The organism is Chryseobacterium sp. CS2K3, assembly GCF_059515185.1.
Genome location: NZ_JCAKRW010000010.1, coordinates 22,290 through 34,467, shown reverse-complemented (window position 1 = coordinate 34,467; position 12,178 = coordinate 22,290). Strand labels below are relative to the sequence as shown.

Annotated in this window: 10 protein-coding genes and 1 tRNA gene; 1 reads left to right on the top strand and 10 read right to left on the bottom strand. The window is 31.0% G+C overall.

Features of this window, described 5'->3' with window-relative positions; translation table 11 throughout:
- Window positions 1-834 precede the first annotated feature (834 nt).
- The 10 genes from AC5YGG_RS16560 to mce form a co-directional block, all read right to left on the bottom strand.
- Window positions 835-1,824, bottom strand: a complete 990-nt coding sequence (locus tag AC5YGG_RS16560; RefSeq protein WP_496145558.1) for an HNH endonuclease — start codon at window positions 1,822-1,824, stop codon at window positions 835-837.
- Window positions 1,811-3,793, bottom strand: coding sequence for an AAA family ATPase (locus AC5YGG_RS16555; RefSeq protein ID WP_496145557.1), 1,983 nt, complete (start codon window positions 3,791-3,793; stop codon window positions 1,811-1,813). Before AC5YGG_RS16555 ends, AC5YGG_RS16560 begins: the two co-directional genes overlap by 14 nt.
- 108 nt (window positions 3,794-3,901) lie before the next feature.
- On the bottom strand, window positions 3,902-5,149 hold the full coding sequence (locus tag AC5YGG_RS16550; protein WP_496145556.1) for a site-specific integrase: 1,248 nt from the start codon (window positions 5,147-5,149) through the stop codon (window positions 3,902-3,904).
- A 108-nt stretch (window positions 5,150-5,257) separates the two neighbouring features.
- A complete protein-coding gene (locus tag AC5YGG_RS16545) occupies window positions 5,258-6,163 on the bottom strand; it encodes a hypothetical protein (RefSeq protein WP_496145555.1) in 906 nt (301 codons plus the stop codon).
- 26 nt (window positions 6,164-6,189) lie between these two features.
- A complete protein-coding gene (locus AC5YGG_RS16540) occupies window positions 6,190-7,470 on the bottom strand; it encodes a DNA polymerase (RefSeq protein WP_496145554.1) in 1,281 nt (426 codons plus the stop codon).
- 1 nt (window position 7,471) lies between these two features.
- Window positions 7,472-7,984, bottom strand: a complete 513-nt coding sequence (locus AC5YGG_RS16535; protein ID WP_496145553.1) for a ribonuclease H-like domain-containing protein — start codon at window positions 7,982-7,984, stop codon at window positions 7,472-7,474.
- A 17-nt stretch (window positions 7,985-8,001) separates the two neighbouring features.
- A complete protein-coding gene (locus AC5YGG_RS16530) occupies window positions 8,002-9,564 on the bottom strand; it encodes a hypothetical protein (protein WP_496145552.1) in 1,563 nt (520 codons plus the stop codon).
- A 394-nt stretch (window positions 9,565-9,958) separates the two neighbouring features.
- Window positions 9,959-10,882, bottom strand: coding sequence for a hypothetical protein (locus AC5YGG_RS16525; protein ID WP_496145551.1), 924 nt, complete (start codon window positions 10,880-10,882; stop codon window positions 9,959-9,961).
- Between the two features lie 307 nt (window positions 10,883-11,189).
- Window positions 11,190-11,263: transfer RNA gene (locus tag AC5YGG_RS16520), tRNA-Ile, on the bottom strand.
- Window positions 11,264-11,325: 62 nt separating this feature from the next.
- A complete protein-coding gene (mce, locus tag AC5YGG_RS16515) occupies window positions 11,326-11,724 on the bottom strand; it encodes a methylmalonyl-CoA epimerase (protein WP_496145550.1) in 399 nt (132 codons plus the stop codon).
- Window positions 11,725-11,816: 92 nt separating this feature from the next.
- On the opposite strand from mce, the gene rbfA reads away from it, so the two are divergent.
- Window positions 11,817-12,176, top strand: coding sequence for a 30S ribosome-binding factor RbfA (gene rbfA / locus AC5YGG_RS16510; protein ID WP_065396629.1), 360 nt, complete (start codon window positions 11,817-11,819; stop codon window positions 12,174-12,176).
- Window positions 12,177-12,178 lie beyond the last annotated feature (2 nt).

Sequence of the window (12,178 nt, the reverse complement as noted above, 5' to 3'; positions counted from 1 at the left end):
GTCCTCTTTCATTTTAGTACCACTCGATCCCTTTGTTGTATTCAAGAGGTTTCATATGATTATTTCCATATAAACTACTCTACTACTCCTTTTTTTCAAGAAGTAACAGTACTACTTTATCTCCAATCATGCATTTCAATTCACCTAATATTACATTTTAATCTTAACGATCCTGCATTTCAATATCACAGTGTTTGCATTTCATTTTCACCAAATATGCATTACATTTTTACCAATCATGCATTTATAATTAATGACATAATTAAAAAGTTCAATTAAAAACCCTAATTAAAAAAAAGATGACTGTTAACCGGCTGGAGGCGGTAAAAACCGCCTCTCTTTCTTTTTTCTTCGTAATATCAATAAAAGCCTCTTTGTTGTTTAAATGATTGTAGCTATTGAAATTAGATAGTATTGAACTGTTTTAATAGTGTTCCTTTGAATAAATGAAATCAAATAAAACCCTGTCAGTGCTTTTAAACATTATTCTCCATTGGAAAATTTTTAATCGGGAATCTGTATCAGATTTTACAATTGATTTTGTAGAACATCACTGAAAACATTTCCTACAAACGAATTATTTAATTTTCAGTTTGAATACTTTATCAATATTTTAGAATTATAACTAACCTATGTTGTTTAATTCAAAATTACTTCTGGACTTCGTCGTGTTAAATAATTAAATGTTTGCAAACTTATATTTAACAAGAGGTTATGTCATATTTCTTTTTAAGTTTTTCTGTTCTTAAGATCTGGATCCGCAGATAAACCCACGTTTCTTTGAGTGCCTTCCTCTTTAATAAAAAGACACTGAAAGAAAACTATATCAAGAAATCAGTGAGAATCTATAATTCTAAACTGTTTCAATAAATCCTGTGTAAATTTTGAAAGCGGACGATTATGAATCTCTTTTTCATTTATAAAATTACCAAATAAATATCTTAAATAGGTCTTCTTATCAGGAAACAATCCTTCTATTTTTAAATGATTTTTAATAAGCTTCCGTGTGTAAATCACAGACTTCATAAGAATCTCATCAGCTATATCATGATGGCAATTGTAAATATCTTCTATAGAATAAAGCTCATTATGTTTAGAAACAACATCAAAAGTATCAGTTACCTTTGGAATAAAATTTACTTTTAAATCCTGTTTTTTTAATTCTTTAAGAGAGAAAATCTTTCTAGGATCTGGATTATACTCTAAATAAAACTTAGCTAGATCAGACAAATTATTGAAATAAGGATGAAAGTGCTCCTGCAAGTTTAAATCAGCATTATTTTTTGTATTATTACAATTAGCACATGAAGGAATTAAATTGTATAATGAAATTGATAAATATGGATATTTTGTTTTTGGAAAAAAATGATCAAATTGAAACAAGGCTTTTTTACCCTTTATTGTAATTCCATACTGTGCGTTACAGTAACAACATGATTTCAAATTGATTTTTTCTGCAAGCCAAACTCCTCTGTTTTTACCATCTCTAAATCTATCTTTATAACCAAAGCAATCCAATAATTCAGTACCAAACGCTGTAATTTCAGAATTTTCATAGATTATCTCTTCCCATCTTTGAGTTTTAAAATGATCTATTATTATTTTTAGTTTATTTGGTTTCTCAGTAATTATAGTATCAAAATTCCTAAGCAAATAATTAATAATTTTTCGTTGTGTTGAATCTTTTACTTTCTTTTTTAAATCACTTAATTTATCCTCGGGTTTTGTATATTTTTTAAATTTTGATAAATATTCTAACTCAAAATCAATTATAGATCTAAACTCCTTTTTATCTAACCTGTTCTTTAAATCAATTATTATCATTTCCAAATATTTTTTTATATTCTTCCTTTATAAAATTCTGGTAGGTAGATTCTTGATATTTATTTTCATACATATCCATCAATCTTTCCCTAATAACAAAATCACCTATAATGTCTATAATATCTTTTTCCATAGCTTGATTTGTAGTTTTCTCTTTCTTTAGTTCTTTTATTAAATTTTCAATTACTGTTGTTGCAAATTCTCCCATATAACCATTTTTCATAAAGAAGCTATCTGCAAGTAAATCATGAATATTAGAACCAAAAGTCCTATCTCTATTAAATATTTGTTTTGAAGAATTTATTTTTTCTCCATGTTCATTTGTCGATTCATCCATTTCCAAAAACATTATATTTTGAACTGGGATATCTGATAAGATAAATGGAGAATGAGTTACAAAACATATATTCAAATTTACTCCAGACAAATTAAGATTCTCTATTCCATTTAGTAGACGATTGATAAACACCCTTTGATATTCCGGATGAAAATATAGTTCTATCTCTTCAAGAATAATATTGAGATTAGTATATTTTATCTTATCTTTTTTTTTCTTAACGGAATTAAGATTATATAAGTGATAGAAAACAGTATTCAATATATATATTATTTGCCTTTCCCCAGAACTTAAAGATTTAAATGGTATATTTTTATTTTTACTCTTAGAACTTAATAATATTTCAATCCGAAATATTGGTGGAGGAACCAGCTCTGCAACACTCAAATTTGGATGGATAACCTGTAAAGCAGTAATTGATTTAGAATATGAAGCAGTAAATATATTTGTACTGCTCAAATTAATATTTAGCTCTTCTGAATATTTTAAAAAGTTAAATACTTGTCGTAATTTTAAAGTAATATGAGTAGAATCTTTATAAAGATTATCTACAAGTTTTTTAATTTTATCATCGTAAAATTTTCGCTTATTACGATCAAAATAATCTGTGTATTCTTTATATTTCGTAGCTATTTTAGCTATTTTGCAATTTAAATAAATCTTTACAATTTCCCATTTTTCATCTTCAAAACTCCCTAACTTCAGTCCATGTTTCTTAAATAATAATTCTAGAATCTGTAAGTTAATTTCCACATCATTAAACTTAACACCTTGCTTGGTATCATCCCTATATAGATACTGATTTTGAAAATCAGAAACCGACAATAATTTCAATTTTAACTTTTCTGCAATTAAATTATCTGTAATTCGCTTTGCATTATGATGTGGCTGCAGGATATTTGAAATTAACCTAGATTCCGCCAACTCTTTTTCCCTGCTTGGAGCTATTGTTCCTCCTTGCTGTCTATAAGGATTTAAAACAATCGGAATTTGATAAGCATCATTTTTATGAAATAAATTATTAATCCAGAAACCAGGTTTATCCTTTTTATATCCCATTTCATGATGATTATATGCCCACAGAGAATAATTTAAAATCTGAGTATGAAAAAAGTTACCATCTATAAATTTTTTAAATAATTGTGATTTTTTTTCTTCAGTTCCTATTAAAAGTTGTCTAAAATTTCTTCCAAACTTTCCCTTTGAAACAGTTATTGAATTGTCACGAACTATAATTTTTATACATCCATTTACATCAGTAAAATAAAATTCAAGATTTATCTCGGGAATATGCTCAAGCTTGATTTCATTATTTAAACCACTAAAATTAACTTGAAAACCATATGCAAACGATATATTATTTATTGCACATATTAATAAATCTATAAGAGTACTTTTACCACTTCCATTTTTACCTACGATAGCTGAAACATTTATTTTTATATCTCCCCTATTATATAGATTTTCATTAATAGAGGGATTGTAAGTAACTTTTTCCACTTCCTTTTTGTCATTATCTAGATCAAAAGTGTAATCATTATAAAATCTATAAATATTTCCGATTTGTAAATTTTTTAGAAAATTAGGATTACAATTCGCTAATGGTCTTATTGCAATAAGTCTAAAACTCATCTTAGTTTTTTATTAATGGTTATTATTGGCTTAAATGTAAAAATATTAATCATATATAAAAAATAAAACCTGCCAGAAGCAGGTTTATACTTGGTATTGATTTTAAATTTAGGCAGATTTACTAAAATACTCTTTCAATAGTTCTGCATTCTCATCCTGTGATATTTTAATATAGCTGTTAAATGCCTTTTCAGTTCTATGCCCTGTAATATTCATAATTACCCTTGTAGGAACACCCCTCTTGAACATATTAGTAGCAAAGGATCTTCTTGCAGTGTGAGTACAAATCATTTCATATTTCAAAAGATTTTCTTCAATCCTTTCTTTCCCTTTATTTCTAATTTTTAGAATTTTATCATTAATATTTGCCAAGTCGCCCAACACTTTCAAATTTCTATTCATTGTTTGATTAGATACAGATTTCGGAAGATTGTTCGGATTATCTTTGTACTTATCCATGATCTCCCTCACTGCTGGAAGAATCGGAATATTTACCCATTCATTCGTCTTTATGGTTTTAATCCTAAGAATATCACCAACAATATGCTCCTGCTTTACTTGGCTAAAATCACTAAACCTTAACCCTGTATAACAACCGAAGACAAATAAATCCCTCGTTCTTTCCATTGTTTTATCACTACTTAAATCCAATTTTAAAAGCTTGGAAATCTCTTCTTCGCTGAGATAAATATTATTGACATCTTCTCTTACGGTCTTAAAATTTTTATGCTGGTATCCTGTGAAAGTGTTATAACCGTCCTCAGTTGCCGAGTTTAAAATCGCTTTAAGATTTTTAATGATTTTACCAAAACCGTTATTAGTCAGCCCTTCAATTCCTGTATAGAAATCCATGAAGTCATAATAAAAATCAATATCAAAGCTCATCCAGTCTAATTTGTTTCTACTATAGTCTTGATAATCTTCAAGCTTGTGTAAAGCAGTACGATAGCTTTTAATCGTACTCGCTGTAAGACGGTTCTTACCATTTTCTAAGTACTTTTCAGCATATTCAAAGAAAGTATATTGTTTCTTTTTCTCCGTCCCATTCTTATCAGCATTGTAAACAGACTTTACATAATCAGTAGTAGGATCATTACCCTCGATCAGCATACCATTAACAATATCTTCCACTTTTTGACGAATTCCCTTAATGTAAATGTTGAACCTGTCAGAGCCAGGATAACTCCTCTTTACCATCTGTGTTCTCTCATCCCAGTATTTTTCGTCAATATTCTTATGAGTTGAAAAATGGGTTGTTTTCTTTTTATGAGTATACCTCAGCATCAAAAGGGATTCAGGACTTTTCTTTTTCTTCTGATAATCAAGCTTACTCAGGATAAATTTAAATGTTGCCATTATTTTAATTTTTTAAATTGCTAATTGTGAATTTTGCGGCATAGTTTTGTTGTAGTAACTTTAGCCCTAAATCCTAATGTGCTACAACGGTTAGGGCTAAAATTATTATTAGAATGGTAAAAAGTCATATTCCTCTTCCAACTTCTGAATTGCTTTTCTTCTCTTGCTTTTTTGGGAAGAAGACAAAGGGCTCTCATCAATTACATCCATTAGTTGCTTAAATATTGATATATTTTCAGGATGACGATTCTCAATATTTTTCAATGCTGTATAAATAATATTTATCAAATCATACTTTACAGGTTCTACTTTTTTCTCGTAAGGCAGAACCAATTGATTTTTTAATTTAGTAAGCATTCTCTTAAGTTGAACTAAAGCTGAATTTTGAGATGGTTCTACAAGTAGAGTTTCGAACAACAATTTACTTTTGAAAATTATCTCAGGTTTTTTCACTTTTATTTCATATTTGATAATATGTTCGTTAATAAAACGTTCGGCAGTGTAAGTTCTTTTTTGCTTCGCATTTTCAACAGCGTCATATATTTTGAAACAAATACCTTGTTTTTTATCTTCAAACATCTTCATATAAGATTTTGAATAAATAAGATCATGATTATGCATCCTCAAAATTTTCTTCAGAAATTGTTCAGCATTTATCTCTGAGTTACAGTACCCTCCGTATTCAAGTTCAATGACTTCTGATTTTTTAATATCTATCTCGAGAATCTTTTTAATGATAACATAAAAATCCTGCAATTCTTCATTTTCTACTGTATGGTAATTATGTCCGAATAAAAAATATGGAATGCTGAGGTTAATCATAACCTCTCCAGAATTCTTAACATAAAGAGAGAAGTTTTTGTAATTTGGATTAACTTTCTCAATTAATGTATACTGGTTACGTAAAGTAGGATGATCAATAAGATTATCCCAGTTCAAATTTAATACTTCTTGTTCATCTACCTTTATAGATATAAAGTCTACCTGCGTTTTGTATAAATTATTGTGGTTCATGATATTTTATTTAATTGTTAATATTATTAATGGGCAACTGCCCAATTAGCCCCTTTACCAAGCTCTATTGTAAGAGGTATAGAAAGTTTTACGACATTTTCCATCTCATATTTTATAAGTTTTTCTATGATTTCCACTTCATTTTCGGGAACTTCGAACAGCAACTCATCATGAATTTGAAGGATCATTTTAGACTTCAAACCTTTCTCTGCAATGGCTTTATCACAGTTCACCATTGCCATTTTAATAATATCGGCTGCACTTCCCTGTACAGGAGAGTTCATTGCAAGGCGTTTCCCTTTTTCACGAATTGCCATATCGTTAGAAGCGAGCTGAGGAATTGGTCTGGTTCTTCCGAATAGAGTTCTGGAATAACCATGATGATCTGCATAATCTACTAATCCTTCCAAGCAGGATTTTACCCCTTTAAACTGAGCAAAATAATCTGACATCATTTTTTCAGCATCTTCCTTAGAATGATGTTTCTTTGTAATTGCTGTAAGAGATTCCGCTAAACCTACCGCTGACATTCCGTAGATTAGTCCAAAGTTGATTGTTTTGGCAATTTTCCTTTGTTCCTCCGTTACTTCTGAAATTTTACTGCAATTGAACACTTTAGAAGCGGTCAATCTGTGAATATCTATATCATTATTATAGGCTTTCAATAAATATTCATCTTGACTCATTTCTGCCATCACCCTCAACTCGATCTGTGAATAATCCGCACCAATCAGCACACATCCTTTTTCAGCAATAAAAACCTCTCTGAACTTGGAAGCGATAATTTTAAGTTCATCAATTTCGTTGTCCTTGTCCCTTAATTTTACATTAGGAATATTCTGTAGATTCGGATTACTACAGCTAAATCGTCCTGTTGCCGTTCCTATCTGATTTAAGTTACAATGAAGCCTCTTTGTTTTTGGGTGAGCTTCTTTCAATTGATTACAGAAACTTAACAAAGTGTTGATTTTCCTGTAATCCAAGATGAGGGATATTATTTCGTGGTCGTCTTTAAGTTTTGCCAAGTGCAATTTATCAACAGAAATCAATCCTAATTTACCTTTGGAAGTAACTTTCGGTTGAAGTTCCAACGTTTCAAAAAGCAGAGTACTCAGCTGTTCATTGCTGTTAAGGTTGATTTCCGTTCCTGCAACCTCCATTATTTTTTCGGTGGTCGTATGTAGTCGGTTCAATAGCTGATGTTCTACACCGTTTAATTTTTTGATGTCTATTTTTATACCATTGAGTTCGATTTTAACGAGAACATTAATTAATTGATGTTCTAATGTATTGATTGCTATATCCATTTTAGTTGTGATTTAATTGTTGATTTAAGTAATGGTACAATTGTAGGGTTAGGTCTGCATCTTCACAGGCATATTTCGTAAGCTCTTCTTTCGGAACCTCAGTAATATCCCTGCCTTTCCTCATTTCTTCAAAGGAAATCTGATGATAGTGTAGATGGAGTTCAGAAATTTCTTTCAATCCATGTGTTTTGCGGTTGGGATCCAAGAGATAATCTAAAATCATCGTGTCGATAATTTCACCTTTGATCTCAATACCATACTGCTGAAAGAATTTCAAATCAAATTTGGAATTGTGAAATACTTTAGTTATTGTTTTATCTTCAAGTATCGGAAGCAATGGTTGTAAGAATTCTTTAGCCTTAGCTTTATTTTTATAAAAAGGGAGAACGATGTTAAATCCCTTTCCTTTCTCAATAGATATAGCAACACTCACTATATGGTCTGTAAATGGGTCTAATCCTGTTGTCTCCAAGTCTATGACAAGAATCTTTTGTTTTATTATTACTTTTGCCATTGTTTAAATTTTAATTGTTAATTTTTGGTGCTATTATCAGTACTGAAAAATTTCTGTAAATGATTGACTAATCGTGTCATTTTATTAGGAGTATCAACGGTTTTGTAGTCAGTCTTAACATCATTGATCGTTAAAAGCAACTGTTCATCAGGCTTTGCGGTAATGATTTCAACAAATACCTTAGTATTACTCGGAGTTTCTACATAGCCTATACCTTTATATTCCAGATATTTTTTAAGCCTTATGGTAAATCCTCTCAAACTCAGCTGATATCGTGATCCTATTGATTCTTTCCTGAATTCAGCAAATAATTCTTTTTTATGAAGCTTGGTTTTGGTCAGTAATATCTGATCTAAAAATTCCATCAGTTCCAGTCCAACCTCGCTAATAAGTTTTCTTAACTCTAAGTTGATAGGAGGCGCTTTTATCAAACCTTTTTCAAGGTACAGTTTAACGCAGTGTAGCATATAGTGGTCAAACCCTAACCATTGATTCTCGTTCCACTCATCAAAGAAGTGATGTCCGAAGTCATCGTAAACTGTTAAATCTTTTCCGTAGTGAGTTGACAGTTCAATTTCATGTTTTCTCCTTTCTGTACTGTTTCCTGACGGAGATTTTACATAGTAGTTGCTTGTGATAATCATTTTCGGACCATACGCAAATGCGATAAAAATATCATGCTTGTACTTCCTGCTTATGGTAAACCCGTCTGTTATTCTGCCAAAGAATCCCTCAAAATTTTGATTTTCTTTAATATCATTAATGGCTACAATACTGGTGAAAGGCGTTACCCTTTGGAATGCAAAACCGGAACTGCTGGAAAAATCTTTTCCTGAAATATTGCACAGAAACCTCATATAGCTTAAGCCTCTTACCAACAAGGATTTTCCTGTTCCTCCCTCTATCAGTCCGATCTCATTAACAATACTATCAAGCAGTATCACCGCCTTTGCCAATGCAGGATTTTGGAATGTATGAAGCATATAGCCAATCATTACCTCGAATGAAAGAATTCTCTCTTCTATATTTCCCGCAACGTTGTGTATAAACGCTCTAAATGGAATAAACTCTTCCAAACAAGGCTCATTATAACTAAAACCCCTCTGAATGATCTGATCGTAAAAAACATGATGTTCTAAATCCTCATAATCTACAGTTTCGAGAGTTTTTGCCTGTACTTTTACCACTGTATTTTGGTAGCAGAAATAGCTTATTTCCTGTGTATCCCTTAGTGGTTTAAGCTCTTCATATCGCAAAAACGATAATGTTGCATCTTCTGAAATCTGCCGTGCTTTATTGATCCAAGCATTTTTGATTTCATATTTGGTTACTCCGTACTCGAGTTCTGATTCCTGATCAAAATTCTCGTCAAGATATTCGAGTGCTGTCTGTATGATGTCCGATTTACTGACGATCCCTACAATATTATTCTGTATTCTGACAAGATGCTCAACTTCAAAGATTTTAGTTCTTCTGAATCCCAAATCTTCGGCATAACCTATATATCCGTAAGTATCAAACCTCACCTTACCTTTATCAGTAACCTCAAACGGAATTTCTATTTTTCCTTTGTTTCCCATTTTATTTCTTTACTTTTTGGGGTTAGACTTTAAAAATTCCTCCACCTCAGAAAGCTTATACCGAACATTCTTACCGATCGCATAAGAAGGGAAATTGGAATTAGCTTTCTTAAAGTTGTGGAAGTGTGAAATTGAGATCTGAAGATGTTCGCACAACTGTTTATCTGTTAAAAATTTCTCTGAACCTGTTGGCACTCCTGCAGCTATGCCTTGCTCCGTCAGCAGAGATAGTACTCTCCCTGCTATCCGAATCTCCAGTTCCGAAAAGACTTTTATCAAATGGTATGTTAGTGCGTTGTTATCCATGCTCTGTCTCAACTTGACAAAGCAAAATTATAAGGAACAATAAGGGAATTTAAGAACGCGTAAATTCTTATATGGATAGATTTAAATTTTACGCTTTTTTGAGATTTTTAATTCGTGTTGTAAGAAAATGGTCTAGTGATAAAGAAGGATTTGTGATAAGAGATTTGTCATAAGCGTTTCTAATATGAGGGAAAGCGTTGTATAATGCTTTCATAAAATGTATTCGAGTAACTTTAGTATACCGTAATTTTTTAGGAATAAATCTCTTTCGTACAACTGTTGCATTGGCTAATCTCTCTTCAATTTTGGAATTAATTTTATCAATATACTTTGCCTTCATACGTTCTAGAATATCCTCTTTATATTGATTAGTAATAATTTTGAAAGCTTGTTCTAATAAAGATTTCTGATCTACTCTTAGATACAGTAATTTTAATTCAGTAATATTTCCAGTAAATTCGAAAGTATTAAAGTACAGTTTTTCTATGGAGCCTGAATCTAAAGAATCTTTTAATGTTTTAAAGAAAAAATTTTTAAAATTCTCTCGATGTTCGTGACTTACATACAACGGTATTTTCTGATATGTTCTAAAGTCTCCGTTATCTTCTTCGAAAATCGGAATTGTTTTTTCAATAATATACTTATTCTCATCATCTATTGTTTGTTTTAAATTTAAAAATTCTTTTTCAATTGTCTTTAACTTCTGGTCGTTAGTAATCTTTCTGAGAGATTTGGCATTGTTATCTATCAGTGTTAAATAGTCAACGGTAACATCAATCCCATTGTTAGAAGCAATGTTATTCATCCATTGATTTAAGAAGCTATCATTATTATCCGAAAAATACTCAGATGCATACAAGTATAAAAAATATCTCTCTTGAAAAGTAAATTTCTCCATGTTATCTTTAAAGTATTGAGGATTTAGGCTTTCCTCCTCCAAAAAGTAATCTAAAAATGTAAAAATTTTGATAACTGATTTAATAGATATTTGAGATAACTGATGTTTAGACATATAAACAAGACTTTTATAAGGAACTAATATAAAAATATTCGAGGATATATAAAGATTTTGGAAGATTGACGAAAATGGAAATTTTCTCAATCTCTTTAGGTAAAGGCAACACAGATATAAAATAGGAAAATAACTTCTGTAGTTTTATAGTCACAAAATCATTTTAATTTTTATTTTAAAATAGAACTACATCCTTGCGAAGTCAATCCAGCAAGGCTTTTCCGAGGAAGTTTAAGCGTATATTTCAGCGTTGTAATTTTTGGAAATAAAAAAGCCCCATAAATAGGGGCTTGTCGAGTTTTTGTAGTGGTCCCACCTGGGCTCGAACCAGGGACCACCTGATTATGAGTCAGGTGCTCTAACCAACTGAGCTATAGGACCTCAAAACTTGGTTAAATTTTGTGTTTGCAAAAATAGTAAAAATTATTTCACTACAAAATTTTTTATTGCTTTTCTTGGCAAAGTTCTACCAACACTCCGTTTGTCGACTTAGGATGAAGGAACACAACTATTTTGTTATCAGCACCTTCTTTCGGTTCTTCAGAGATAAATTGAAACCCTTCTTTTTTCAGTCTTTTCACTTCCTCAACGATATTTTCAACCCCAAAAGCAAGATGATGGATACCTTCACCCTTTTTTTCAATGAATTTTGAGATCGGACTTTCAGGATTACTCGCCTCTAATAATTCTATTTTACTCTCTCCCGTTTCATAAAAAGAAGTTACCACCCCTTCCCTTTCCACCGTTTCTTTTTTATAGGATTCTTTTCCCAATAATTTTGTAAAAAGTTCGTCCGAGATCCCCAAAGACTTTACTGCAATACCGATATGTTCTAATTTCATAGTTATTAATGAGTATAATTAATCGTAAATTTGATACTCCTGCTTAATTTCAAAGTATCAATTCAAACAAAAGTACTAAATTTGCATAAATTATGGAAAGTAACAGACAAAGAAAAGTAGCTCAGATCATTCAGGAAGACTTCGCAGAGCTTTTCCGCAAACAAGCTGCTGACAGCAAACAAAGTATATTAGTATCCGTTTCAGACGTAAAAGTAACGGCTGATTTGGGTATTGCTAAAATTTATTTAAGCATTTTCCCACAAGAATTTCGTACTGCTGTAATGAAGGAGATAGAAGAAAATAAACCTCAGTACAGAAACTTTATTGGTCAGAAAATGGCAAAACAGGTACGTATCATCCCACAGCTTAACTTTTATCTGGATACCGCCCTTGATGATGTAGAAAGATTGGATAGAGAATTAAGAGGCGAAGGAGACAACCCTGTTTTATAGAT

Coding starts and splice junctions, on each gene's coding strand:
- rbfA (WP_065396629.1), top strand. CDS start 11,817: ATGGAAAGTAACAGACAAAGAAAAGTAGCTCAGATCATTCAGGAAGAC.
- AC5YGG_RS16540 (WP_496145554.1), bottom strand. CDS start 7,470: ATGGATATAGCAATCAATACATTAGAACATCAATTAATTAATGTTCTC.
- AC5YGG_RS16550 (WP_496145556.1), bottom strand. CDS start 5,149: ATGGCAACATTTAAATTTATCCTGAGTAAGCTTGATTATCAGAAGAAA.
- AC5YGG_RS16525 (WP_496145551.1), bottom strand. CDS start 10,882: ATGTCTAAACATCAGTTATCTCAAATATCTATTAAATCAGTTATCAAA.
- AC5YGG_RS16555 (WP_496145557.1), bottom strand. CDS start 3,793: ATGAGTTTTAGACTTATTGCAATAAGACCATTAGCGAATTGTAATCCT.
- AC5YGG_RS16530 (WP_496145552.1), bottom strand. CDS start 9,564: ATGGGAAACAAAGGAAAAATAGAAATTCCGTTTGAGGTTACTGATAAA.
- AC5YGG_RS16560 (WP_496145558.1), bottom strand. CDS start 1,824: ATGATAATAATTGATTTAAAGAACAGGTTAGATAAAAAGGAGTTTAGA.
- AC5YGG_RS16545 (WP_496145555.1), bottom strand. CDS start 6,163: ATGAACCACAATAATTTATACAAAACGCAGGTAGACTTTATATCTATA.
- mce (WP_496145550.1), bottom strand. CDS start 11,724: ATGAAATTAGAACATATCGGTATTGCAGTAAAGTCTTTGGGGATCTCG.
- AC5YGG_RS16535 (WP_496145553.1), bottom strand. CDS start 7,984: ATGGCAAAAGTAATAATAAAACAAAAGATTCTTGTCATAGACTTGGAG.